Genomic DNA, 26,334 nt, shown 5'->3' on the forward strand with positions numbered 1-26,334 from the left:
TATAAATGACGAGGATAAAGATAAATGCAAAGTTTTAATCATTTAATAACGACCCGCCCTCATGAGGTACGGCAAGTTTTGATTAGCGATTTGCATTTATCGCCTGAAGAGCCTGCCTTAGTGCAGGCTTTTTTGGCGCTGCTTGATGATTGCCTGGCTCTGCCTGCGCTCAAACGCTTGTTTATCTTAGGTGATTGGTTTGAAGTTTGGCTCGGTGATGATTTTTATTTGTCTTTATCCGACGAGGAACGACAAAGTCATTGGCTCACTCCGCTTATCGTTAAATTAAAAAAACTACGGGTAGCTGGTTGTGAGATTTTGGTCATGCATGGCAACCGTGACTTCCTCTTAGGTCAGCCATTCTGCAATCTATTTGGTGGCGAGCTTATTTACGAGCCGTATACTTTGACTGTCGGTCAGCAAAATTATCGTCTAGAGCACGGTGATGCCTTGTGTACTGATGATAAAAAGTATCAGTTTTTTCGTAAAATCATGCGTAATCGTTTGACTCAGTGGTATTTGCTCAATAAATCATTAGAAAAACGCTTGGCTATCGCCGATAAAATGCGGCAAAAAAGCCAGCAGAATAATGCCAATAAAGCGGCGCATATCATGGATGTGAACGATGAAGCCGTGCGTCAAGCAATCACTGCTAGCGATGCGTTGTTACACGGACATACCCACCGTCCAGATACACATCAAGTGACCACTGATAAAAAACGCTACGTGCTCGGCGACTGGCGATTGTTAGATAAAGATACTCGCCAGCCAAAAGTCAGTGCGGTGATTGGCACAGTGACAGGCAACGAGGATTCAAATGACAGTTTTAGTAGTAATGCTGCTGAATTTAGATTGGTTGAGTTTAAATCACTCATTTAATGTCATTTTTTTGAGCGCCTCTGAACAATAAAAAAGGTCTGTTGAGTTATCAACAGACCTCTTTTTATATAAATTACAGTGCATGATTGACGTGCATCTAAGTGTCAAACTATTGATCGCTCAACTCTTACTTTACGGTATTAATTTAAAGAAATGCTGACGATAATGCTTTAGCTCACGAATAGAATCACGGATGTCATCTAACGCTAAGTGACTGCCACCTTTTTCAAAGTTTCTAAGAATATCAGGACGCCAGCGGAAGCAAAGCTCTTTAATTGACGACACATCCAGATTGCGATAATGAAAGAATTTTTCTAATTCCGGCATTTGACGCGCCATAAAGCGGCGATCTTGGCAGATGGAATTGCCGCACATTGGCGACTTACCACTATCGACCCATTTATTGAGAAACTTAATGGTCTCAGCTTCGGCCTCTGCCAATGTCACGGTACTACGGCGGACACGGTCGACCAATCCTGACTGACCATGCTGCTTGGTATTCCAATCATCCATTTTATTTAACGTTTGATCCGATACTTTTATAGCGAACACTGGCCCTTCGGCAAGGACATTCAAATCTTCATCAGTGACAACGGTAGCAATCTCGATAATCTCGTCATTCAAGGTATCCAGCCCGGTCATTTCTAGGTCAATCCATACCAGCCCTTTTTTGCCTTGGTTTCTGATTTTAATCTTGTTGGGGTGGTCACCGGTACTCATAAAATATCCTATGGTCAATAAAGTTTAGAACAACTTTGGAGCAATATTAATTAAATAAATCGTCTGTCAATGTTTATGCCTAAGTAGTAAAACTGTAGCAAAACTTAGCATCTATTGATTTATAACCCTTAAAACGTTACAAAATCTCTGTCTGCAGCAGGCGCTTTAGGCTGTATGTTATCAAACTTTCACGCTACACTTAGCAATATTTTTTTAATAGGTTCAAAACCCATGGCATTAATTCGGCAACGCAAACTGACTAAGCAACAGATTCGTCGCATCGACAAACAACAGCTGGCAAGTCAAGACAGCATCGATGACAGTTTGATGGATGGCGTGGTCATGGCGCATTATGGCAAGCAGTTGGAAGTACAAGTGACCAGCTTGCCTGCGGTGATACCTGTGCAGCCGGAGATTGCACCCGATGATCCTGAGCCGTTTTGGCAAGAGCTGGCATTAGGCGATATTTGGCGTTGTCATGTGCGTACCAACTTACCGATGCTAGCTGCTGGCGACCAAGTACGCTGGAGTGCTGATCCTAACACTGGCTTTGGACGTATTGAATCGGTCAAGCCGCGTACCTCTCTGGTCTCGCGTCCTGATCGTTATCATAAACTTAAACCTGTCGCCGCCAATGTCGATATTTTAGCGATTGTATTTGCGCCGCTACCTGCTGCCGCGCCAACCCTCATCGATCGTTATTTGGTCGTCTGTCATCATGCTGGCGTAAAGCCGCTGTTGGTGCTTAATAAAGCCGATTTGTTGGCAGAAGAAAACGGCGTCGATACCAAAGAATTACTCGCACAATATGCTTCTCTCGGTTATGAGAGCGTCTTGACCTCAGTCGACTGCCCTGAAAACGTCGCGGATAGTGATGAGCAAGAAGGGCTGGATGAATTAAAACGTTATATCGATAAAAAACTGGTTATTTTTGCTGGGCAATCTGGTGTCGGTAAAAGCAGTTTAATCAATGCCCTACTACCTGAATCGGCACAAAGCGTCAATATCATCTCTGATAACTCAAAACTTGGTCAACACACCACTACCACCAGTCGCTTATTACCATTTAATCCAGCCGACTTGACCCAAGGCGGTATCGTCGATACGCCAGGTATCCGCGAGTACGGCATTTGGCATCTCACACCCGATGATATCATTTCAGGATTTGTGGAGCTTGCGCCGTTATCTGGCAACTGTCAGTTCCGTGATTGTCGTCATACTCACAACAGCAAAGGCTGCGCATTATGGCAAGCGGTTGCTGACGGCGTGGTATTGCAGCGCCGTGTAGAAAACCTCGTTACCCTAAGAGAAGAGGCCGATACTAAGCCCTATTAATATTGGCATTATTAGTATCCGCCTTATTAATCGCTGTCTTATAGCTCGTTAATCGCTTGGTTGACCATCGCCCGTTTACTATGGATGGTCTAATCGGTATAATAGCGCCTTGTTCAGTATCGTTAGGCTGTCTTCTCAGCTTAACCGAACACTTATTTTTTTGGAGGTATGGTTTGGATCGTGCGCTGGAATTTGTGGGCAACCACCCGTTTTTATTTGGTATATTAGCCGTACTTGCCGTGCTATTTTTTACGATTGAAAACAAACGTAGTGGCAGAAAAATATCGCCCAATACCTTAGGTATGATGGTTAACTCGCAAAACGCGCAGCTAATCGATATTCGTGCCAAAAAGAAGTTTGAGACCGGTTACATCCAAGGCAGCCGTAACATACCGTTCACTGAGCTTAAAGACCGCTTAGAAGAAATCCGTGCAATTGAGCAGCCAGTGATTATCATTTGTGATATGGGTGTGCAAGCAGGCGCGGCGATTCAGATGATCGGCAAGGACAGTGTCTATCGCTTAGAAGGTGGTATCGGCGGCTGGCAAGCAGCGGGCATGCCATTGGTTGGTTTAAAAGACGCAAAGCCTAAAAATAAAGGCAAAGCCAAACCAAGTCTACATAAGTAGTCCGCTATACTGCTGTTTAAAAATATTTAGCCCGTATCAATTGATATATGATTGAGGGGCGTTGAATATTCACAAATAAAAAAGACACCTTATCGATAGGTGTTTTTTTGTTTGTGGCATTTGTGCTACCGTCAGAGCTTTTATACTCAAGCATCTTGAATTTGCTCTGCTCATCCCCACTTTAATAACGAGCATCACCGAATCTATCTTCAATTTACTTGCTGGTAACGGATTATAAGAATTTTTATCAAATAATTATTTATAATACTTTTTATAATAAAACGGTTACCTTCTAAACTTATAAATAAGGATTTACCATGACTGTCGCTGTTAAAGTTTATACGACGCCTATCTGCCCATATTGCTCAAACGCCAAACAACTCTTAAAAACTAAAGGCGTTGACTACGAAGAAATTGGCATGCACGATATGAGCCGCGAAGAGCGTCAAGAATTAATGAAAAAAACCAATAACTATCGCACTGTGCCGCAAATCTTCGTCGGTGAGACCTTTGTCGGTGGTTTTGATGAGCTCAATCAAATGAACCAACAAGGCAAACTTGACGAGCTATTAGCAGGTTAATCTGCTACTTTTCGTTGCTGTCTGTCTTTGCCTGTGCAATGATAGACAGCGGCAAAGATAAAAGAGAGTAATAAAAACATCCAGATTTTGTCTCGATTTATATTACAATGAACTTTTATTAAAATGACAGTTTGTCCAACTACTTGATCAACTTTTAGAGGATTTATCATGGCTGAAGAACAAGCACAACCACAATTGGCACTAGAGCGTATCTACGTAAAAGACATGTCACTTGAAGTCCCAGGCGCTAGTGTGTTCACCAAAGAGTGGAACCCAGAGCTTGATGTCAATTTGTCTAGCAACGCTGAAAAACTGGATGACGATCATTATCAAGTCATCTTAACGGTGAGCGTTACAGCAAAAAATGCGGAAGAAGCGGCATTTATCGCTGAAGTGCATCAAGCAGGTATTTTCTTATTAAAAGACATCCCAGAAGACCAAATCGGTCAAATCTTAGGTGCATACTGTCCTAATGTTTTGTTCCCGTATGCTCGTGAAGTCATCAGCGACATCGTAACGCGTGGTAGCTTCCCGCAGTTATTGCTAGCCCCTGTGAACTTTGACCAAGCTTACGCGCAAAGCCAGCAACAAGCACAAGTTGATGCTGAAGGTAATGCATAAGTTTTAAGCAAAAATTTGCTAGCTTTATTCGCAGTATATTTTGATAAAAAAGCCGTTTACTCATTACGAGTGAGCGGTTTTTTTTGTGAATGCTATTTAAGCGCTTATTCAAAAAAATCGTTGAGCAATGAGAGTTCTACTGAGTAATATTGTGAGACATACAGTTAAAACCGTCAGACATAAAAAAACCCTGCTAATAAACAGGGTCTTTAATCGCGTCATCAATTATTCGAAATCGATGATTAGCCTTTTAACGCTGATAAAATTTGTTGCTTAACATCATCGATGCCTTGCGTGCCATCAAACTTATCATAATTAGGGGCATCGGCACCTTCTTTGGCCTTGTCTTGATAAAAACCAACAAGCGCTGATGTTTGCTCATGATAAGTCGCTAGACGATCACGAATGGTAGATTCTTTATCATCTTCACGCTGGATTAGCGCTTCACCAGTCACATCATCGATACCATCGACCTTAGGTGGATTGTGATCAACGTGATAAACGCGACCTGAACCAGGATGCTGGCGACGACCAGATAAGCGCTTGACAATCTCGTCATCCGGCACACTGATTTCGATTACATGATCGATAGCAACGTCAGCATCTGCAAGTGCTTGAGCCTGTGGAATCGTACGCGGAAAACCATCCAAAATACAGCCATTGGCACAATCAGGCTTAGCGATACGTTCTTTCACTAGGTTAATAATGAGGTCATCAGAAACCAAACCACCAGCATTCATGATGTCTTTGGCTTTTTTGCCAAGCTCGCTGCCTTCTTTGATTGCTGCACGCAGCATATCGCCAGTTGAGATCTGCGGGATATCATATTCTTTAGAAATAAACTGGGCTTGGGTACCTTTACCGGCGCCTGGTGGACCTAGCAAAATAATACGCATCATTACACGATTCTCCTTAATAGATAGGATTTTGGGACTAATAAAACTCAGGGATTGGTTGTTTGCCAAGCTACCTTACCTTGTGGCTTGGCAAAGCTCAAGTATTTTCATTATTTGCAGTGATAAGTTGTCATGACTTATCTGTTCATATAATGCTATTGCGCGCTGCTGTATCGGACAACAGCGCTTACGTCAGAGGTGCTGACAACAACAGATATAAATACTATGGAATTTGTTGATTAATTTCAACATTGACCTGATTTTGTTCCGCACTAATTACCACAGGATTACCTGACAAATCCCCTGACTCTGCACTGGCAGTACCACTATGGCTGATACGAGCGATGACAGCCAACTGAACTTTATCCGCTCTCGCCAATTTCAAAGTACGTTCAGGCATCATGGCATCCAAATCGCTTAGGCTAATGCTGGCTTCACCTTGCTTGATAACACTGATCGGCAAACGTTTGGCAGCAAATGGTGGTCCACCATTGACATCACGTATGGCGACAAATAACACATCGTCGGCTTTGACTAACGGCAGCAGGCTAGCATTAATCGTAACAGTCACTTCAACACCTTCAGAGGCTTGCTGTTGCTGAGCGGTGACATTAGCACTTAGCTCATCTAGACTCGCCAATGCTTTGGTATGATCACCAGGTTTAGCCGCAATACTGTCACGTAGACGCTTAATCCAGCCTTGTGCTTGATCGAAATTACTACTCCGTGCCTCACCCATTGCCATGAGCATTTGCGCGCCCTCATGCTCTGGATTTTTAGCCAACACATCTTGTAGCACTCGGCGACTATTAGCGTCTAATTGGCCTTTATTGGCAAAGAAGCTAATCTGTGCATAAGTGGTTGCAATCTCTTCATTATCTGGTGACAAACGATAAGCACGCGACAAGGCTTCAATTGCGGAGTCAGTGGCTTCTAATGATAAGAATAATTCTGATAAACGCATCCAGCGATCTGGATCATCAGCGTGACGATAGACATTGGTCTGCATGGCACTAATCAGCTGTTGACCATCTTCAATCGCCCAAGCAGGCGGCTGATCAATCTTACCCGTTAATAAATCATCAGCCACTTGACCCACTTTGTCTTCAGCTGCCCAAAGCTCGAACACAGGCGTACGATCGCCGACCATCAAATACGCCATCGCCGCGAGGACTGGCACCCAGACAGTAATGATCAATCGGCTTTTGATACCAGGCGCGACCATCGGTGTGACTTCACGCTGAGCATCCAATAACTGGCGTTCAAGCTCCAGTTTTTGGTTCTGGTAATGGCTGTCATCGATAGTGCCATTGTCTTTATCTGTTTTTAGTTCTGCTAAACGCTCACGGAACACAGCAACGTTGATATCCAACAGCTGATTGTCCATAGACTTTTCTGGCGAGCGTGACGCTCGCAGCCAAGGCATGATGGTAATAACAGCGAGTATTAAGGCGATGAGTAAGCTTAGAGCAATAAATAAGCCCACAGTAGAGAATATGGTCATTTTTTGTCCTTGAGGCTTGTAATATCATGGTCGTTTTTGTCATCGCTCGAAGCACGTGATAACAGACGATCAATCTCGGCTTTTTCAGCAGCAGACAGAGCAGCAGCCGTACTATTGACCGTTACCCCGCTTTCACCACTAGCGACAAGCTGACGTCGTTTGCTTTGCCAGAACCAGCCTATGAGTAAACTGATGAGTAATAGTGGTGGAAAAAACCACAAAATCCACGTTGATGGACGGACAGGCGGCTTATAAGTGATGAAATCGCCATAACGTTCCTGCATATAAGCACGAATCTCGCCATCACTACGACCGTCTTTTATCAAATCATAGGTTTTTTGCTTTAGATCTTGAGCAATGGGCGCATCCGATCCTGCAAGATTTTGGTTTTGACATTTTGGGCAACGCAGCTCTTCGATGAGACCACGATATTGGGCTTCTTGCTGCACAGAATCAAAGTCATAGACCTCAATAGCAGCATAGCTTGCCATACTTATTAGACAAGCTATTAATAAGCTCGAGACTTTTAACGTAACGGCTGTTATTTTTTTGGCTATCATTTACACGCCTCCGCAACCTGAGTCGGATCTGGACTGACGTCATTATTATTGGCTTCATTGAGCACCATCAAGCAAGGCGTAATACGACTTTGCCAGTTGCTTTCATTGATCTCACCAATGATGTGCTGACGAATAATGCCATTACCATCGACTACGAAAGTCTCAGGCGCACCCGTCAAACCTAAGTCCAAAGCAAACTGACCAGATAAATCCTGAATAGACATCGAGAACGGATCGCCACCTCGGTTTAAGTAGCCTAGAGCATCACCAATGTCATCTTTATAGTTGACCCCGACCAGATTGACACCGCGCTCCTCTAGTTGCATAAGAAAAGGATGCTCAATAATACAAGTTGGGCACCAAGAGCCCCAAATGTTCATCAAAAAGGGCTTATCAGGTAAATTCTCATTGGTCATGATACGGCTGGTATCTGATAATAACGGCAGCTCAAAAGCAGGCACTGGGCGCTCAAGTGCCGTATTGGTAACGATATCCGTCGGCTTACCCAAACGCAGATATAGCATGATGATTAAGCCAATGAAAACGATCAGTGGAATCAAAAACCATAGCTTAAGTTGCTTTTTGTTTATGGTTTTCGTGCCACCTACCTTATCTTGCTTTGCATTTTGCTCAGGGGATTGCTTTGATGTGCTCATATTAATTATCCCCTGTCTTTAATGCTGACGCATCCAAATCGGCAACGGTGGTAAAGCCTGCTTTATTCGCCGCAATTTGTGCAGGTGTCTTGGTTTTCTTAATACGATAGCGATGATCAAGAATACTCAATACTGCACCAAACGCCATAATCAGAGCGCCTAGCCATATCCAGCGGATAAGCGGTTTCACATAAATACGTACTGCCCATTCATTGCTATCTTCGGCGATAGGTTCGCCAAGTGCCACATAAACATCACGCATGAGGCTAGCATCAATCGCGGCTTCTGTGACTGGCATCATACTAATGATGTAATTACGTTTTTCAGGATACAGAGTGGTCACAGCACGGCCATCTTTGCTAATTTCAACCTCAGCTTGGGTGGCATCAAAGTTACTGCCTTTGACTTCACGAAAGCCTTTAACGGTAAAGTCATAGCCTTGGACATGAACGCTATCGTTTGGTCCAAGCGCGACATCACGTTCAATACTTAACGTACTGGTAAATGCGACGCCGATGACGGCAATAATGACACCGATATGAGCGATCTGTTGACCCCAATAGCTCAGACGTAACTGGCTTAACCCTTTAACAAAATTGGGTGCGTTTTTGGTTTTGTCTTTGAAATCAACCACCATCCATAGCAGTACCCAAAAACTGACCGCCAAGGTAACGCCAATATTAAGCATCGCAGACGGGCTCACAAAATACGTGATAACTGCTGCAAGCACTAAACTACTGGCTGCAATGACCATACCAGCGCCCAATAACGGACGGCTGTCTTTTTTCCAGCGAATGTTCGAGCCCATACCCATTGCCACTAATATCAGCCACGTTAGCGGTACAAATAGCGCATTAAAGTAAGGAGGGCCGACAGACACCTGACCTAAATTAAAGGAGTCAGCAATGATAGGATACAGCGTGCCGAGTAGCACGACCAAAGTCGAAATCAAAATAATAACGTTGTTAATGACTAAAAATGACTCGCGTGAGATCAGTTGATACTGACTTTCGACCGTTAAACGCCAACCACGTACCGCAAACATCAACAAGCCACCGCCGATGATCACACCGAGAATGACTAGAATGACCAGACCACGCGTTGGGTCAGCGGCAAACGAATGCACCGAGGTAATAACGCCAGAACGCACGAGAAAGGTGCCCAATAGACTGAGTGCAAAAGCAAAAATCGCCAGCATAATCGTCCATGCTTTAAAGACACCACGTTTTTCTGTGACGGCAAGCGAATGTAACAGCGCGGTACCAGCCAGCCATGGCATCAATGAAGCGTTCTCTACTGGATCCCAGAACCACCAACCACCCCAGCCAAGCTCATAATAGGCCCACCATGAGCCAAGCGCGATACCAACGGTCAAAAAGCCCCAAGCCGCCAATGCCCACGGACGCGACCAGCGTGTCCACACTGCATCTAAACGACCTTCCCACAATGCCGCCATACAAAAGGCAAACGGCACGACCAAACCCACATAACCCATATACAGCATCGGTGGGTGAATAATCAAACCGAAATCTTGTAGCACAGGATTTAGATCCGCACCATCAACAGGTAAATTTGGCAATGTACGATCAAATGGCGACGAGGTAAAAATCAGCATCGCTAGCATCATCATCTGTACGCCAGCCAAAATGACCAACACTCGCGCACGCATAGACAGTGGCAAACCACGGCTAAAGTAAGAGACCAGCGCACACCAAGTAGCCATGATGGTCATCCAAAGCAGCAATGAACCCTCATGACCACCCCAAGTTGCCGACAGCTTATAATACCAAGGCAACAGCGTATTAGAATGCTGAGTGACATAGACGAGGCTGAAGTCATTGTAATAAAAGCCTGCCATCAGCGCGGCAAATGATGTGATCATGGCAGCAAATTGTGCCCACGCCAGACTTGGTGCCAAACGCTGCCACGCAACGTGGTCACGCATAATACCGACGGTTGGTAATACCACCTGCAAAATCGCCAATATAAAGGCGGCTAGCAAGGCAAAATAACCCAATTCTGTGATTAACATACGGTCTAACCTTGTTTACCTTAATACGGTCATTGTTTATTCTAGGGATTGGTTTTTTAGGATATTCGAAAGCATCCAGTAATCGTTACTACGAGTATTTATACTGCTGGTCTTTATCAGGGCGTATTAAACATTCACAAATAGGCACTGCTGATTGCGAAAACTGTTCTAGACAAAGCGTAAAACGACAGTAATGCTCGTGCCTTAACTAGGTTTATAACGCACTGCTCATATAGATCTGGGAGGCAGTTTTCACATCAGCTCGAAGAGACAGGACTCTTTTTTACCATTTCATGGTTAAAAATAGACGCTTAGAATGACTAAACTTACTATTTTTAACGTCGAACTGTCTAAAAAAATAGTCTCTATCAGTGCCATGGTCGAATATTCAACACGCCCTAGTATTATTTATTATAAAAGCGCCATTAGCCATTGCAGCTGAGGGCGCTTACAGCAAGGTACATTAGCGTCAACTTGTCACGTTTCTGTATCCACTCTGTATGCGATGTGTATAAAGATATAAAAAATATGTCATTACTGAATCGCAGGAAAAAACACTAAGACCAAATGCAACCAGCCTGCTAAAAACCCTGTCAAACCACCCAACACGATTAATGTCATCTCATCTTCACGAAAAGCGGGACGTAATAAGTTCTGAAACTCATTTGGCGTCAGCGCGCGAATACGGTCACGAAACAGCCCAAATATTTTACTGGCACGGCTTTCATTGAGCTCAGGATCTCGCAATGGCACCATTGTCGCAACAATCGACTTATCAATGATGGTGTTTTTTAGCTGTCCATATTCGCGGCGACCCAAGCCTAGGCGTAGTGTCGTACTAATCACTGGCGACTCTAACACTTTATATAAATGCGACTTCATCAACTCACGCGTTTGTGCAGCACGGTCGCCATACATCATCTCATTCATGATGTTTTCAAGCGTCACCAAATCTTTTACGACAATCTCAGCAAAAACCTCAGAAACTTCCTCTTGGCGTTTCATAAAACCGCCTTGCAAACGATACTGGGCGATATGTGGTAATTGCGGTCTAATAAAGGGAAAGCGACTCTGGACAGCAAAAAACTTCACATAAGGAATAAATCGCGGCTCTACAGGATTAAACACCATCCAAATAGCAATCCAATTGGTAAGAAAGCCCCAAATCGCGGCAAAAAACGGCACTGTCCAATGCTGCGGCACCACCAAAAATATAAACATTTGGATAATACCGAAGACCAAACCAATCAAAGCACTGATATGCCAAATAAAATCGATCTCTTTTTGACCAACCTTCAAAAACATATTGACCATTAAACGACGATCACTTTCCATCGTGTTAACAATCATTTTGCGCATATCAACCAAGTCTTCGACGTTATGGGTCAAGTCAGTCACCAAAGACTGCATGATATTGGGCAGCTCTTGATGCGCTTGAGCATAGACACGGCGCTTCAACGCATAAGGCAGATTACCCCACAGCGCTGGCGAATGGTCCAGCATAATTTCATCGATCAATGCTTCAAGGTTTTTGTCCACGGTATCCGTGATGAATACCGCCATCTGCTCAGGCTCCATCGCCTGAAAAAACTCATCAAGCGAGCCAAGCTTTGACAGCGTTTGATCTACGATAACGCCTGATATCTTGCCAGCCTTTCGTGGGACGATACCTTGCCAGCCAATACCCGGCAACCCAAAAAACGGAAAGTTTGGAATACGAATACCCCGAAACTTAATCGGATAGAACAGCATTTTAAGCGCCATCCACACGTGTATCCATGTGACAAATGCAGTCACAGGCGGAATAGTCAGCATGGCAAAAAACTCTGGGTGTTCAGCTATTGTCTGCCACAATGAAGTTGCATCCATGACTTATCTTGCCCCTGACAGGTTAATTGTCGTCGCTAATTAAAAAGGATTAGCAAATTAGAACGCTTAACAAAAAGCCGCTCTGCCCATGATAATTATTATCAAATAAATCGCCTGATTTTAGCATACTTGCCATTCATTAGCACACGTCGAGCCTAGGTAAGTTGTGACTAGGGATGACACGTTTTACTATTACTTTCGATAGTAACAATATTAATATCATCTACAGGCGCTTTAGATAATAACGACCACAAAATAAATGGCGGTGTACTGCGGCGGCTCATTTGTTCTGTTATAATTTGTGATTGTATGACCACACATCGCTGTATATAGATTGAGGGATTATTATTTCAACTCATATCAGTCCATGTAATTGAAATTCTTATTATTATCCTTTATGCTCGCCGCACTTTGGTGAACGACCCTGCCCTTTTACTCTCTTTTATTGACTCACTGACCGTTTGGGCTCTTACTTTCTATGAATAAACCGCTAACCCCCAATACTGAACAGGTCAATCGTGTTTTCACCAGTCGTATTATTATACTTGGAATTCTGATATTTATTGGATTGAGCGGCTTGATCGTGCGTTATGGTTACCTGCAAGTCTATGCGCACGATAAGTATACGACGCAAGCAGACAATAACCGTATTAAACTGATCTCTGCACCGCCCAGCCGCGGCTATATTTATGATCGCAATGGGATCATATTGGCAGACAACCAGCCCGTATTTACGGCCATGTTAAGCCCTGATGAAGTCGAAAATCCAGAGCGTACGCTAAATTTGCTTGCGCCTATTTTTGAGCTAACAGATGAGAATATTACCGATATTTTAGCGCGACTGAGTAAAAGCAAAAACGATCCTGTGACCATCAAAATTGACTTAACCGATGCCCAATTGGCGCAGTTTAGTGAGCGCAAACCCTTTTTTCGCGGTGTGACCATTCAAAGTAAGCTGACACGTTCATACCCTTATGACGAGCTATTTGCGCACGTCATCGGCTATGTTGGGCGTATCAATGATAAAGAAACCAAACGCATTGACAAAGATCGCTACGCTGGCACTGACCTTATCGGTAAAATCGGTATCGAAGATTATTACGAGGACATATTGCTAGGGCAACCGGGTTATCAGTCGGTAGAAACCGATGCTCTTGGCAATATTTTGCGTCAATTAGACACTAAACCACCCGTAGCTGGTAATGACATTACGCTGAGCTTAGATTATGGCTTACAGCAAGTCGCCCAGCAGCAGCTAGACGGTCGTCGCGGCGCTATCGTGGCAATCGATCCAAAAAATGGTGATGTCTTGGCGTTTGTCAGTAATCCAAGCTATGACCCCAACCCTTTTATCTCAGGCATCTCCTTTAAAGATTATGGCAATCTGCGTGAAGATCTGGATCAGCCGCTCTATAATCGTGCGCTACAAGGGACATACCCACCCGGCTCTACGATTAAACCTTTTGAAGGCTTAGGCGGCATTCATTATGGGCTGCGCAATTGGGAAACCACTATCTATGATCCCGGTTACTTTAGCTTACCAGGAGACTCACATCGATTTCGTGACTGGAAACGCGGTGGTCACGGTACGGTAGATCTTAAAAAATCTATCGTGATGTCAGTGGATACCTATTATTATAAATTGGCTTATGAGATGGGCATCCAGCGCCTACACGATTGGATGGCACGTTTTGGATTTGGTGAACCAACAGGTATTGATTTGCCCAATGAAAAATCAGGAATTATGCCGTCACCAAAATGGAAAAAAGATACCTATGATAAAGGTTGGTTGCCGGGCGAAACCATCTCAGTCAGTATCGGGCAGGGTTATTTCTTAGCCACACCATTACAGATTGCCAATGCAACCGCCATGACAGCGAACAAAGGCTATCACATTACTCCGCATCTACTAAAAAGTAGCGATGGTGCAGCACAAGTTAATGTAATCACCAAACCTGATGGTAAAATCGAATATAACGGCAAACCATCTGACTGGCTACGTATGCACGATGCGATGGAAGAAACCGTCAAGGCAGGTACCGGACGTGGGATTTATACGCCGCGCTATCGTATTGCGGGTAAAACGGGTACTGCGCAAGTCAAGTCCATTGCGCAAGGCAAACGCTATGATAAATCTGCCATAGACAAACGTCACTGGGATCATGCTTGGTTCAATGGTTTTGCACCCGTAGAAAATCCTGAGATTGCGCTCGCAGTACTGGTCGAAAATGGTGGCGGTGGTAGTGTGGTTGCTGCACCCATCGGTCGCGCACTATTTGACTACTGGATATTACAGCGCAAAAACGACCCTATCTTGCCACCAACAGCTGATCAACTAAAAGTCATCAAACGCCAAAAAGCTTTTGAAAAATTGATGTTTGATGCCCAGCGTGAAAAAGAAGAAAAAGCGCTAGAAGAAAAGGCAGAGTTGGAAGCAGCCACAGCCACCACGACCTCTGAGTAAAAATACGCTAAACGAGATACGGTAAATATAAATATTATGAAAAAATCTATAAGCAGCCGCGAGCATAGGAACAATCATAAAAGCAAAAATATAGCTGCGGGCGACGTGCGGATCATTGGTGGTCAGTTTAAACGCCGTGTTGTACGTTTTATCGACGCAGAGGGTCTACGTCCGACCCCAGATCGCTTGCGAGAGACGCTGTTTAGCTGGCTACTTCCTGATATTCATGGCGCTTATGTGCTTGATAGCTGTGCTGGTAGCGGTGTCTTAGGTTTTGAAGCACTGTCTCGTGGTGCCGCGCACGCCACCTTTATCGAAATAAATCCTGCGCAAAGTAATATGCTGCGTCAAAGTGCTGAACAGTTGCATCTGAGCACTGATACCCATCAAATTATCCAAGGCACTGCAGAAAGAGTATTGATGCAAGAGCAGATTGTTCCGCGCCCTTTCAATATTGTATTCATCGATCCACCGTATGCTCAAGATCTGTGGCAACCTATTTTAATGGCATTGATTACCCAGTCGTTAATTGATAGTGAAACCCTGATTTATCTAGAAGCGGATAAAGATTTAGAGAGCCAATTAAAGCAAATGGAAGAGACGCTTAATAAAAATCCAGATATCCAATCAGGTACTATTCAGCAAATAATCCGCTTTGAATGTGTGAAACAGACTAAGGTTGGACAAGTTGTTGCTGGACTTTATCGTTTATCATCGTCATAATTGTCGGGTTAATGCCTGCCATTAACAAATTTTACAAATGTTTAGAACCGCTAAAAACTGGCCAACGCTGCAGTTTAATGTATATAAGGCGAAAATAAACCCCAATGCAGCTTGCAAGCGTAGGCACTACTGCTTATAATGTGCAGTCTGTTTTTTGAGAGCCCCGTTCCCAGCTAAACTCTCAACGAATTCTAATTTTAAGGTTTTATCATGAAAACACTTAGTGCAAAACCAGCTGAAGTGACCCATGACTGGTATGTCGTAGATGCTGACGGCAAAACCCTTGGTCGCTTAGCCACTCAAATCGCTAGTCGCTTACGTGGCAAGCATAAGCCTTCTTTTACGCCGCACGTTGACACTGGTGACTTCATTGTTGTCATCAATGCTGATAAAATCACGGTAACGGGTAAAAAAGCGCAAGATAAAAAATACTATCGTCACAGTGGCTACCCAGGTGGTATCAAGGAAACCAACTTCAGTAAGTTGCTTGCACATAAGCCTGAAGATGTTCTACACAAAGCAGTTAAGGGTATGCTTCCAAAGGGCCCTCTTGGCTATGCGATGATCAAGAAGCTGAAGCTATATGCGGGTACTGAACATCCACATACTGCACAGCAACCTAAAGAACTAGACATCTAAGGATATACTTATGGAACGCAATTACGGAACTGGTCGCCGCAAGACGTCTACTGCTCGTGTCTTTTTAGCTAAAGGTACTGGTAGCATCGTTGTTAACGGTAAGCCACTTGATGAGTATTTTAGCCGTGAAACTTCACGTATGGTTGTTCGTCAGCCTCTAGAATTACTTGACTCACCTACTGCTTATGACCTTTACATCACTGTAAAAGGTGGCGGTATTAGTGGTCAAGCTGGCGCAATCCGTCACGGCATCACGCGTGCATTGATTGAGCTAAACGAAGCCAACAAACCTGCACTAAAAGCAGCTGGCTTTGTTACTCGTGACTCACGTCAAGTTGAACGTAAGAAATTGGGTCTACGTAAAGCACGTAAACGTCCACAATTCTCGAAACGTTAATCAAAGCTATCTCTTATCTTTTTGCGGCTGTTGTCTTTATCTCAGAGCGACAGTCACAATATTAAAGAAAAGAGTAGATTTGCAAAACCTTATAAGCTGTCCGCAGCTTATAAGGTTTTTTTATGGCTGATGACTTTTGCATTTGCTCGTGATTTTGTGCGTAACTTACCTTGCAAAGCAATGCTGACTACCCCATCATGATGATAACTTTTCATTATTAGTAACAATTTTATGAAAGCGCCTGAACAATACGATCCCAGCAAACCATCTACCAAAAGCAGCCTGCCACCATCAAGTACGCAGCAGCCTGCTAAGTCTCCAGCGATACCTGCTGGCATGCCAACGATTACCCAAAATCATAAGCGCACAGCACCTATCGAAAAAAAGCCTTTTCAATGGCAGTTTTTGTTGCCTAAATATTGGGGCATTTGGCTATTGGCAGTAATGATCTTACCCATCATATATTTGCCGCTACGTTGGCAGTTTTGGCTGGGACGTCAGCTTGGCATATTTATCTATAAAATAGCAGGCTCACGTCGGCGTGATACGCTTATCAATTTGAAACTGGCTTTTCCAGAAAAGCCAGACGTCGAGCGCGAATTGATGGCAAAACAAGTCTTTGTCAATCAGGGCATTGGTGTGTTTGAAACCTTATGTGCTTGGTATCGTCCAAATGTTTTTACTCGTACCGTTTCAATTTCAGGATTACAGCACGTTGTCAATGCACAGAATGAGGGTCGTCCTGTCATTTTACTGGGCGCTCATTATACGATGCTTGATCTGGGCGGCATGCTCTGTACGCAATTTTTTCCGATGGATGGGATGTATCGTCCGCAGAATAACGCGCTACTTGATTGGTTTATTTACAATGGTCGTGCCAGTATTCTTAGCAAGCAAATAGCCAGTCGTGACATGCGCAGTTTTGTTGAGTCAATTAAAGCTGGTCACGTGATTTGGTACTCACCTGACCAAGATTATGGTCTAAAACAAGGCGTCATGGCACCATTCTTCGGTGTGCCAGCAGCGACTATTACAGCATCACGGCGCATGGCAAAATTGGGTGACAAGGCACATCCACCCGCATTGATGGCGCTGCATACTTACCGGCAGACACCAGACAGCTTACCCAAAGGCAAACGCCCGCACTATCATCTAACGATTACCCCAGAAATTAAAAACTATCCAAGTAACGATGAATTGGCTGATGCGACGCGAGTCAATGAGTTGCTAGAGGGGTTGATTCGTATTGATCCCACTCAGTGGATGTGGTTCCATCGTCGTTTCAAAAATGGTCCTGATGGTCGTACTGATATCTATAAGTAAGCGTGTATTGCTACGAAAGATCGCCAGAAAATTTGCTATACTTTGCAGCTTATATTTTTTATATTACTTACATATAAATAACAATGAATTTATAACAAATTGAAAAACAAAACTTTTATAAATAAAACCTTGATGAACCACATAATGGATTTACCATGAATAACACTCATATTTCTGATAACCAAAGTTCTAATAACCAAGCTCCTGATCACTCAACGCAAGCCAAGCGCATTTTGACGGGCATCAAACCGACGGGTACCTTGCATTTAGGAAATTACGTTGGCGCGATTCGTCCAGCCATTCAGTCTATCCAAAACAGTGATGACGAAGCATTCTTTTTTTTAGCAGATTACCATGGCATTATCGGCTGTTATGATCCTGCTATTATTCATGAATCGACCAAAGCCATTGCAGCGACTTGGCTTGCCTGTGGTCTGGATCCTGAACGCGTCACTTTTTACCGTCAATCAGATGTGCCGGAAATACCAGAGCTTGCTTGGATTTTGAACTGCTCATGTGCCAAAGGTTTAATGAATCGTGCTCATGCTTATAAAGCAGCTGTTGATATTAATATGAAAAAAGAAGACGTCGATCCTGACCAAGGTATTAATATGGGGTTGTTTGGCTACCCTGTACTCATGGCAGCAGATATCTTGATGTTTAATGCCACACATGTACCTGTCGGTCGCGACCAAATTCAACATGTTGAAATGGCACGTGATATTGCTGGTACCTTTAATCATCGCTATAAAACGCTCTTTACCTTACCATCTGCGGTCGTAGATGACGATATCCCATTACTAACGGGTTTGGATGGTCGCAAGATGAGTAAGAGCTATGGCAATACCATTCCGCTATTTGGTGATTCTAATCCACAAGTTAGCGCCGAAAAACAGATGCATAAAGCCATCATGAAAATTGTGACCAACTCACAGTTACCTGCTGAGCCAAAAGACCCTGATGACTCTGCTATTTTTGAGATTTATAAAGCCTTTGCTACTCCTACAGAAATTGCTGATATGCGCGCGCAGTTCGCCGCTGGTATCGGCTGGGGCGATGCCAAACAAGCGTTGTTTGAGAAAATAAATACGGAAATAGCACCCTTCCGCGAGCGTTATGAGCATCTTATGGCTAACCCAAAAGAGCTAGAAGAAATCTTACAAATGGGTGCAGAAAAAGCCCGTCGTCATAGCCGTAAGCAACTAGATAAAGCGCGCCGTGCGATTGGTATCCGTCCACTTGCCAAAATTAAATAATCATTTGATTATGTTAGCCAAGATGGATATTAAGCGTGCAGACTAAGCTAAAAAATGAACAATCGGCTTTACCAAAAGCCGCTCTTCTTCTAACTGTACCTCAAGCCTCTGATTCTTTAGATACTAAGCGCGCACAAGACGGCTCATTTATTAATGATATGTCTTTGCGCATTTACCAGACATCCGTACAACATCTACCAGAAGATCTCTATGTGCCGCCGCAAGCCTTTGCCATTTGGCTTGAGCAGTTTGCCGGACCATTAGATTTCTTGCTATATTTGGTCAAAAAAAATAATGTTGATCTGACCCAAATGCCGATATTGCCCATTACTGAGCAGTATTTGGCTTACATCAGCGAATTAGATACCGAGCATTTTGAATTGGCAGGCGATTATCTGTTGATGGCGTCCACGTTGATTGCCATTAAAACCGAGCTGTTGCTACCCAAGCCTGAAACTCCGAGCGATGAACGTGATCCAAAAGCAGAGCTGATTGAGCGCCTTGAAGAATATGCGCAAATCAAAGTAGCCAGTCAACGCTTAGATAATCTGGTGCGTCTTGAGCGTGATGTGTTTTTGGCCATGGTCAGTATGCCCGGTCAAGACGTCATGAATGCTGAACTACCTAGCTATTCGCCAAACCTTTTGATTGACAGCCTATTTAAAATGCAACTGCAGCCCGATTATCAAATGCATACCATCAAAGTCGATGCTGTTCCCCTTGCTGATCGTATTGCCAGTATTAGCCGACAGCTCAGCACGGATGGTGAGCACTCTTTTTATGAGCTACTAGATAAAACACAAGGTAAAATAGGTGTGGTTGTCAGCTTCGTCGCCATACTAGAGCTGATAAAACGACAGTTGGTTGGTATCGTAAATACTGATTTAAAAAGTCATCCTACTACTGACAATAATGATGCTGAAGACAGTCATATTAAACCCTTAACGTTACAGTGGTTGGCATAGTTATTATCCATCTGTCTATTCCTATAAATATCGATACACATTATCATTTAAAAAGAGTCGCTTTCTAATGACAGATACTGACAATACCAAGCAAGATCATGACAAACCATCCTCATTATCTACCGCTTTACTGTCATTGACCGATGAACAGCGACAGCATCTAGAAGACTTAAGCAAGCATATCGAAGTGCTATTACATGCGTCAGAGACGCCCCTAACCGCCACTGTCTTAAGAAAACACCTGTCTTTAACGGCTAAAGAGCTAACACAGGCTTTGGCGCTACTAAGACAGCGCTTGGATATGGGCGTGCTAAGCTTGCACGAAACTGCCAGCGGTTATCGACTGCAAGTCGCGAATAACTATAGTGCTTTAATTCAACGCGTCTTCCCGCAGCGCCAAGAACGCCTGAGCCAAGCCTTACTTGAGACGCTTAGTGTGATTGCTTACAAGCAGCCAGTGACTCGTAGCAACATAGAACACGTGCGCGGTGTGACGCTATCAAGCAATATACTGCGTCAACTATTTGATAAAGGCTGGATTGAAGAGAAAGGTTACAAAGAAACCTTGGGTCGCCCAGCATTGCTACATACCACGCCACAATTTTTAGATGCCTTTGGACTGAGTGAGTTGAGCGAGTTACCACCGATGCCAGATATAAGCGCCATCAAAGCAATGTCTTAAGCCTTTAGAGCGTGAACCCTTTATAAATCATTAAGCATTTAAAACATAGTATAGAAGAGATTTAGCATTATTTTCCAGAGAACCTTTATTCAAAAAAAGACAGACCGCATAGGATCTGTCTTTTTTATTTAATCAATAAAGTCTTTGATTAGCCATTAATAATTGGCTCTTGATAACGACCTGTTATTGATTAATAACATCAACGCCTTTTGGTGGCGTAAACTTAAACTGACTGCTACTAATGCTTGGGTTCAGTTTGATACCACTAAATTTGATGGAGGTGGTTTGACCAAGGCTATCATTTAGCACCATCATCACTGGCTTACCACCGCTAAAACTCATTGACAAGCTCTTAAAGCTGGCACTGTCTGATTTTGGGTACAGCACGTAGTAATTTTTATTGTCATATGGCTGGGTAATTTTAAAATTCTTGTCAATTTGGCTTGGGTCGCCTGATAACAGCAGTGCTGGTGTATTGCCAACTTGGCTGTCAACGTTTTGCTTGGTCGCTTGCTCTAAATCCTTGTCATAAACCCACATGGAGTTACCGTTAGCGACGATCAGTTGCTGTGATGGCGACTTTGTTTCCCAGCGGAAATTATTTGGGCGTTGTACACTCATCGTACCCGTAAAAGTACCACTGTTGGCACCTTTGGTCGTTTGGCTAAAGTTAGCCGTCATGCTTTTGGTATTTGTCAGCAGCTTGTTTAAACGTTTGGCAGCGGTCAAGTTATCAGCTGGTGCAGCAGTAGCTGATTGTGTCAATACCATCATCGGGGCTGCAACACCAAGCGATGTCATTAATACACCAGCTAAAGCACCGCCCATCATTTTTTGTTTTAAAGTTGTTTTGTTGGTTGATAAAGTCATCATAAATCCTCTCTAAAAATGCATAATCGCTTAAAAATTGTCGCTTAAAAATAAGACATCTTATTAAAATTTTTGTTTTCCATAAATGTTTATCTAGCAACCATAAAACGGGTGCTCATAAACAATGACAACAGTGTGCCAGTTTTTTTATTACACGCCTAGTCATGATTTGCAATCTTTACTACCGCTGCCATACACGCTTGTAACTACTCTTTTGACCATTTTTGTGATCATAAGTGGCTACACAATAATAAACCGCATGGATGGTGAGTTTTTTAACTATTCATTATTTCCTAACGTTATTTACTAATATTGTTTAGCAGCATAAAGCCAATTTAGTATCCATAACCCCTACGAAAATAACTAAAAAAAGCCCCTACTACCAAACGGTAATAGAGGCTTTTTAGTCATCGGATTATTTTAGTCTTTGACTAAAACAACCTAGATGGGCAATTATGCGCTTTCAACCATTACATAACGACGGTTGAACTTACCTTTGGTCGCAAACTTTACCACACCGTCATTCAGTGCAAATAAAGTATGATCACGACCCATGCCAACGCCTTCGCCTGCGTGGAATTCTGTACCACGTTGACGAACGATGATGTTACCAGCTGTGATAGCTTGGCCACCAAAGATTTTAACGCCTAGCATTTTTGGGTTTGAATCACGACCATTACGGCTTGAACCGGCAGCTTTCTTATGTGCCATGGGAAAATCTCCTTGTTAATTTGACTTATCGCTGATGCGATAACTCTTAAGCGTTTAGTGCACTATTTAGCAGTAATTGCTAAGTGGATAATTAGGCATTAATGGCTTTGATTTTTAACAAGGTATACCATTGGCGGTGACCTTGCTCTTTGTGATAATGCTTACGACGGTTGTGCTTAACGATACGGATTTTTTCGCCGCGACCATGTTCAACCACTTCAACTTCAACGCTAGCACCTTCAACGATAGGCTGACCGATTTTGACAGTTTCGCCGTCAACAATCATCAATACATCTTCGAATTTGATTGTTGCGCCAGTTTCTGCTTTTAGTAGTTCAACTTTAAGCAACTCATCGACAACTACACGGTGCTGTTTACCACCAGTTTTGATTACTGCGTACATTGTATGACTCCGTTTAACCCGTGTGCCGTGGCTGATGTTATACCAACGCTTTTACGACGAACACGACAGGGAAAAATTAAAGGCAAGATTTTACGGCTTTTTGCTCATAAAAGCAAGCCGTCTATCTCACTTGTTTGACTGGTTTTTGTAAGGCAGTTACACGAATAACCACCTCACTTTTTATTATATCTACTGCTGATTAAGAGCGCATCCAAGATGCTACTCCAACAAAAAAACACTATATAATAATAGCGGCTATTATAACTTATATAATCAGCGACTTACAGCCTTTTATACATCTCTTAAATGAGCTTAAATGTCGCCGATAAATGACCATTAATTCTAGTGAAATTTCAGCCAACTTTTACAGTTTTTATGTCAATTTCTATATATAGTAAATCTTATTTAAAAGATAGGCGCGATGTTTTAGGCACGTTTTAACCCACAATCTAAAGGCATAGCTATGCTATTATAGAAAATAATGCCTTACCTATCTATAAAACTAAGGCTATAAAAAATTCTCTTTATTCTTATTAATATGACTATTTATTATGACCAGCATCCCTTCACATAAAACAGATTCAATGACTCAATCAACGCCTAATTATGCTTATATTCAAAGTATCGTGGCGGATGATTTTGAGATTATGGACAAGCAAGTATTCGGTAGTCTTAATTCCAAAGTTCAGCTGGTAATGAGCGTCTCACAGCATGTAATCAATGCTGGTGGTAAGCGCATGCGCCCGCTGATTACCTTGTTATGTGCACGCATGTTTGAGGACAAGCCCTCAGAAAAAGCCATGCATCTAGCCGCTATTACTGAAATGCTGCATACAGCGACCTTGGTTCATGACGATGTGATTGATGAGTCAGGACAGCGCCGTGGTAAGCCGACTGCTAATGCCACATGGGATAATGCCACCGCGGTACTGGTCGGTGACTATCTGATTGCTCGCGCCTTTAATTTATTAGTTGGCTTCCAAAGCTTACCACTGTTGCAAGTATTCTCAGATGGCACCTGCGATATCGCTGAAGGCGAAGTATTGCAGCTCCAGCATCAGCACAACCCTGCTGCGACAGAAGAGGATTACTTGCGCATTATTGATGGTAAAACCTCGCGGCTGTTTATGATGGCGACTCAAGGCGCTGCAATTTTACAAGACAGAATAGAGCATATGCAGGCTTTAGGCGATTTTGGTCAGCACTTTGGCAATGCTTTTCAAATTATCGATGATGTGCTCGACTATAGTGGTGATAGTGAGGTAATGGGCAAAAATTTAGGAGACGACCTCGCTGAAGGCAAGCCAACCCTGCCGACCATCAAAGCGCTTGAGCTGCTCAAAGACAGCGACATCGAAGGCTATGAACAGTTGCGTGTCGCCGTACAAACTGGAAAGACACCGAACGCTGAACAACTTATTGAGTTAGTGCGCCGCTCAGGATCATTAGATTACTGTAAGCAGCGAGCTTGGGAAGAAACCAAGCTGGCGCAACAAGCACTGAGTACGTTACCTGACAATCGTTATCGCACAGGCTTATATCAATTGACTGAATTGGCTAGCGCACGCTTGCTGTAGTCAGTATGGTCGTAACAGCTGTCAATACTTGCGGCTAGCAGCCATTAGCTGTTGGTAAAGACCATTGATGAGTAATTGTGTTAATGGTCACAGTTAATAGTTGCTAAAGTTTTTGTTTTGTTGGCAAACCTTATTTATCATTCATTAAAGACCTTACAATCTATATGGTTATGCCATTTTCACAAAAGTTTACAATTATTTCTCATTGGCCGTTGTATGACTGTACATTAGCTGTTAGTGAAGATGGCGCTTGCCATGACAGCATTTAATGCATTCACGAAAGCTGATATTACGATTTCTAACTATAAATCCTGCGCTCAACTACTTGACTGTGGGGTTATCCCGATAGTTTATAATTACTCGTTAACTTTACTAATCAAGGTTGTGGTTTGGCTACAGCTTTGATGCTTAAGATTCTTACACCGATACTTGATACTTATATTGCTATTAGAGATTCTAATAGTGATGTTTGGCTAAATTCATATTATTAAGAACAAATTTAGCCGAGAAAGTAAAGATCATTAGAATCAACACCCATTTTTATATTCAATACGCTTAGATTTATTGATAAACTTTTTATACTGTCATTACTTATTTTATACCTATTGCCGAGGACATTGATGAAGCACTCTACTCTTGCGCTTGTAATAGCATCTGTACTATCTGGAGCTGTACTGATTGGCTGTGACAAAAACGAGGACGCCGCTGGCGCAGATGCCGCACAGCAGCAGATGCCGCCTGCGGTTGTTAACGTCCAGACTGTCACGCTCGATACTGTACCCCAAGTACAGACTTTTTCTGGACGTACCACGGCTTATCAGACTGCCGACGTCCGCCCACAAGTTAATGGCGTTATTGACGAAGTATTGTTCCGTGAAGGCGGCAACGTCAAAAAAGGCCAGCCACTTTATCGTATCAATACTGATAACTACGCTTCTTCTGTCACCAGTGGTCAGGCAGCAGTGCAACAAGCACAAGCAAATTACCAGACAGCACAAGCAAATAATGCCAATGCAAAAGCCGAGCTAGCCAGCCGTCAGGCATCATTAGCACAAGCGCAAAATGATTTACAGCGCTTACAAGGCTTGGTCAGCATCGACGCCATCTCAAAGCAGCAGTATGAGCAAGCACAAACACAAGTACGTACTGCACAAGCAGCGGTACAAAGTGCGGCCGCCGCTGTTGGACAGACACAAGCAGGCATCGAAAGTGCAAAAGCAGGCATTCAAACTGCTCAAGCGGGTTTGGATGCTAGCAACCTAGATCTTAACCGTACCATCGTACGTGCCCCGCTGTCGGGTCGTACTGACCGCTCTAGTGTCACTGCTGGTACTTTGGTCAGCGCAGGTCAAGCTGATCCGCTGGTGACTATCTCACGCTTAGATCCTATCTATGTTGATATCAGCCAATCATCCTCTGAGCTATTAAAGCTGCGTCAGCAAATCGCTGAAGGCAAAGCACAGCCGGGTATGAATTCGGTTGAGTTGGTATTAGAAGATGGCTCAGTCTACCCAGCACGCGGCAAGCTTGCTTTATCTGAAGCAAAGGTTGACGAGTCAACAGGCGCTGTGACCTTGCGTGCTATTTTCCCAAACAGCAATAACATCTTGCTGCCTGGTATGTATGTGACGGCACGTTTGACACAGAGCGTGATTACCAATGCTGCATTGGTACCGCAAAGCGCCGTAATGCGTACACCGAAAAGTGAGACGCAAGTTTACATCGTTGATGAAAATAATAAAATCCAAGTACGTCCTGTCACTATTAATGGCACTTATAAAGGCCAGTGGGTTGTCACTGACGGCTTACAAGCAGGGGACAAGATAGTTGTTATCGGCGGCTCAAAAGTTAAGCCTGAACAAGAGGTGGTCGTTAAGCCATTAGAGAATCCAAACCCAGCACCAGCTAAAGAAGGTGCCTCTAATGCCCAGACGCCGCCGCAAGCTGCTAAAGCGATGGATAAGCCAGCTAGCAAAGATGCCACTGCTCAGAAACAAGCAGAGTCTACCGCTAACTAATTCCATTCAAAGATAGGAAGACTA

25 protein-coding genes are annotated in these 26,334 nt (G+C 43.4%); 15 read left to right on the top strand and 10 right to left on the bottom strand.

Annotated features, from left to right (window positions below; genetic code table 11):
• Positions 1 to 24: 24 nt before the first annotated feature.
• Positions 25 to 879 (top strand): UDP-2,3-diacylglucosamine diphosphatase, encoded by an 855-nt coding sequence (locus tag JFC08_RS00205; protein ID WP_198329266.1) that lies wholly within the window; start codon positions 25 to 27, stop codon positions 877 to 879.
• Positions 880 to 1,011: 132 nt separating this feature from the next.
• Here the strand turns inward: JFC08_RS00205 and orn are convergent, their stop codons facing one another.
• Positions 1,012 to 1,599 carry an oligoribonuclease gene (orn, locus tag JFC08_RS00210; protein WP_045446983.1) on the bottom strand — a complete coding sequence of 196 codons (588 nt, stop codon included), beginning with the start codon at positions 1,597 to 1,599 and terminating at the stop codon, positions 1,012 to 1,014.
• Between the two features lie 231 nt (positions 1,600 to 1,830).
• Between orn and rsgA the strand changes: the two genes are divergently transcribed.
• The 4 genes from rsgA to secB all read left to right on the top strand — a co-directional run bounded on the left by rsgA (position 1,831) and on the right by secB (position 4,765).
• On the top strand, positions 1,831 to 2,934 hold the full coding sequence (rsgA, locus tag JFC08_RS00215; protein WP_055123794.1) for a ribosome small subunit-dependent GTPase A: 1,104 nt from the start codon (positions 1,831 to 1,833) through the stop codon (positions 2,932 to 2,934).
• Positions 2,935 to 3,107: 173 nt separating this feature from the next.
• Positions 3,108 to 3,563, top strand: coding sequence for a rhodanese-like domain-containing protein (locus JFC08_RS00220; RefSeq protein ID WP_045446990.1), 456 nt, complete (start codon positions 3,108 to 3,110; stop codon positions 3,561 to 3,563).
• A gap of 317 nt (positions 3,564 to 3,880) precedes the next feature.
• Complete coding sequence (gene grxC / locus JFC08_RS00225; RefSeq protein ID WP_045446994.1) at positions 3,881 to 4,144, top strand: glutaredoxin 3; 264 nt, start codon at positions 3,881 to 3,883, stop codon at positions 4,142 to 4,144.
• A 165-nt stretch (positions 4,145 to 4,309) separates the two neighbouring features.
• Positions 4,310 to 4,765, top strand: a complete 456-nt coding sequence (gene secB, locus JFC08_RS00230) for a protein-export chaperone SecB (RefSeq protein WP_476705443.1) — start codon at positions 4,310 to 4,312, stop codon at positions 4,763 to 4,765.
• A 242-nt stretch (positions 4,766 to 5,007) separates the two neighbouring features.
• Here secB and adk read toward each other — a convergent pair whose 3' ends face one another.
• From adk to JFC08_RS00260, 6 genes are all read right to left on the bottom strand, one after another.
• Entirely contained in the window at positions 5,008 to 5,664 is a 657-nt protein-coding gene (gene adk / locus JFC08_RS00235; protein ID WP_045451169.1) for an adenylate kinase, read from the bottom strand.
• 220 nt (positions 5,665 to 5,884) lie between these two features.
• A complete protein-coding gene (ccmI, locus tag JFC08_RS00240) occupies positions 5,885 to 7,165 on the bottom strand; it encodes a c-type cytochrome biogenesis protein CcmI (RefSeq protein ID WP_198329268.1) in 1,281 nt (426 codons plus the stop codon).
• A complete protein-coding gene (locus JFC08_RS00245; protein ID WP_372862127.1) occupies positions 7,162 to 7,656 on the bottom strand; it encodes a cytochrome c-type biogenesis protein in 495 nt (164 codons plus the stop codon). The genes ccmI and JFC08_RS00245 overlap by 4 nt, the downstream gene beginning before the upstream one ends.
• 65 nt (positions 7,657 to 7,721) lie before the next feature.
• Positions 7,722 to 8,381 (bottom strand): DsbE family thiol:disulfide interchange protein, encoded by a 660-nt coding sequence (locus JFC08_RS00250; RefSeq protein ID WP_198329270.1) that lies wholly within the window; start codon positions 8,379 to 8,381, stop codon positions 7,722 to 7,724.
• 1 nt (position 8,382) lies between these two features.
• Positions 8,383 to 10,413 (bottom strand): heme lyase CcmF/NrfE family subunit, encoded by a 2,031-nt coding sequence (locus JFC08_RS00255; RefSeq protein WP_198329271.1) that lies wholly within the window; start codon positions 10,411 to 10,413, stop codon positions 8,383 to 8,385.
• Between the two features lie 534 nt (positions 10,414 to 10,947).
• Positions 10,948 to 12,282, bottom strand: a complete 1,335-nt coding sequence (locus JFC08_RS00260) for a DUF445 domain-containing protein (protein ID WP_198329272.1) — start codon at positions 12,280 to 12,282, stop codon at positions 10,948 to 10,950.
• A gap of 478 nt (positions 12,283 to 12,760) precedes the next feature.
• Between JFC08_RS00260 and mrdA the strand changes: the two genes are divergently transcribed.
• From mrdA to scpB, 8 genes are all read left to right on the top strand, one after another.
• The gene (gene mrdA, locus JFC08_RS00265) at positions 12,761 to 14,746 is read left to right on the top strand and encodes a penicillin-binding protein 2 (protein WP_198329273.1); all 1,986 of its coding nucleotides are present in this window, start codon (positions 12,761 to 12,763) and stop codon (positions 14,744 to 14,746) included.
• A gap of 36 nt (positions 14,747 to 14,782) precedes the next feature.
• The gene (gene rsmD / locus JFC08_RS00270; RefSeq protein WP_045447006.1) at positions 14,783 to 15,469 is read left to right on the top strand and encodes a 16S rRNA (guanine(966)-N(2))-methyltransferase RsmD; all 687 of its coding nucleotides are present in this window, start codon (positions 14,783 to 14,785) and stop codon (positions 15,467 to 15,469) included.
• A gap of 210 nt (positions 15,470 to 15,679) precedes the next feature.
• Entirely contained in the window at positions 15,680 to 16,108 is a 429-nt protein-coding gene (gene rplM / locus JFC08_RS00275) for a 50S ribosomal protein L13 (protein ID WP_045447009.1), read from the top strand.
• Between the two features lie 10 nt (positions 16,109 to 16,118).
• Complete coding sequence (gene rpsI, locus JFC08_RS00280; RefSeq protein WP_045451158.1) at positions 16,119 to 16,505, top strand: 30S ribosomal protein S9; 387 nt, start codon at positions 16,119 to 16,121, stop codon at positions 16,503 to 16,505.
• A gap of 231 nt (positions 16,506 to 16,736) precedes the next feature.
• On the top strand, positions 16,737 to 17,828 hold the full coding sequence (locus tag JFC08_RS00285; RefSeq protein ID WP_087815533.1) for an LpxL/LpxP family acyltransferase: 1,092 nt from the start codon (positions 16,737 to 16,739) through the stop codon (positions 17,826 to 17,828).
• A 155-nt stretch (positions 17,829 to 17,983) separates the two neighbouring features.
• Positions 17,984 to 19,084, top strand: a complete 1,101-nt coding sequence (locus JFC08_RS00290) for a tryptophan--tRNA ligase (RefSeq protein ID WP_087815535.1) — start codon at positions 17,984 to 17,986, stop codon at positions 19,082 to 19,084.
• Positions 19,085 to 19,242: 158 nt separating this feature from the next.
• Positions 19,243 to 20,049 (top strand): segregation and condensation protein A, encoded by an 807-nt coding sequence (locus JFC08_RS00295; protein WP_227697583.1) that lies wholly within the window; start codon positions 19,243 to 19,245, stop codon positions 20,047 to 20,049.
• A gap of 136 nt (positions 20,050 to 20,185) precedes the next feature.
• Entirely contained in the window at positions 20,186 to 20,731 is a 546-nt protein-coding gene (gene scpB / locus JFC08_RS00300) for an SMC-Scp complex subunit ScpB (RefSeq protein WP_420825198.1), read from the top strand.
• A 183-nt stretch (positions 20,732 to 20,914) separates the two neighbouring features.
• On the opposite strand, the gene lolA is transcribed toward scpB, so the two are convergent.
• From lolA to rplU, 3 genes are all read right to left on the bottom strand, one after another.
• Entirely contained in the window at positions 20,915 to 21,601 is a 687-nt protein-coding gene (gene lolA, locus JFC08_RS00305) for an outer membrane lipoprotein periplasmic chaperone LolA (RefSeq protein ID WP_198329505.1), read from the bottom strand.
• A gap of 453 nt (positions 21,602 to 22,054) precedes the next feature.
• Entirely contained in the window at positions 22,055 to 22,312 is a 258-nt protein-coding gene (gene rpmA / locus JFC08_RS00310) for a 50S ribosomal protein L27 (protein WP_055123782.1), read from the bottom strand.
• A gap of 91 nt (positions 22,313 to 22,403) precedes the next feature.
• Positions 22,404 to 22,715, bottom strand: coding sequence for a 50S ribosomal protein L21 (gene rplU / locus JFC08_RS00315; RefSeq protein WP_010199185.1), 312 nt, complete (start codon positions 22,713 to 22,715; stop codon positions 22,404 to 22,406).
• Positions 22,716 to 23,299: 584 nt separating this feature from the next.
• On the opposite strand from rplU, the gene JFC08_RS00320 reads away from it, so the two are divergent.
• Both JFC08_RS00320 and JFC08_RS00325 read left to right on the top strand, forming a co-directional pair.
• Complete coding sequence (locus JFC08_RS00320; RefSeq protein ID WP_198329506.1) at positions 23,300 to 24,292, top strand: polyprenyl synthetase family protein; 993 nt, start codon at positions 23,300 to 23,302, stop codon at positions 24,290 to 24,292.
• Positions 24,293 to 24,912: 620 nt separating this feature from the next.
• Complete coding sequence (locus JFC08_RS00325; protein WP_198329275.1) at positions 24,913 to 26,310, top strand: efflux RND transporter periplasmic adaptor subunit; 1,398 nt, start codon at positions 24,913 to 24,915, stop codon at positions 26,308 to 26,310.
• The last annotated feature ends 24 nt before the right edge of the window (positions 26,311 to 26,334 follow it).

The organism is Psychrobacter cibarius (genome assembly GCF_016107535.1).
GTDB lineage: Bacteria > Pseudomonadota > Gammaproteobacteria > Pseudomonadales > Moraxellaceae > Psychrobacter > Psychrobacter cibarius.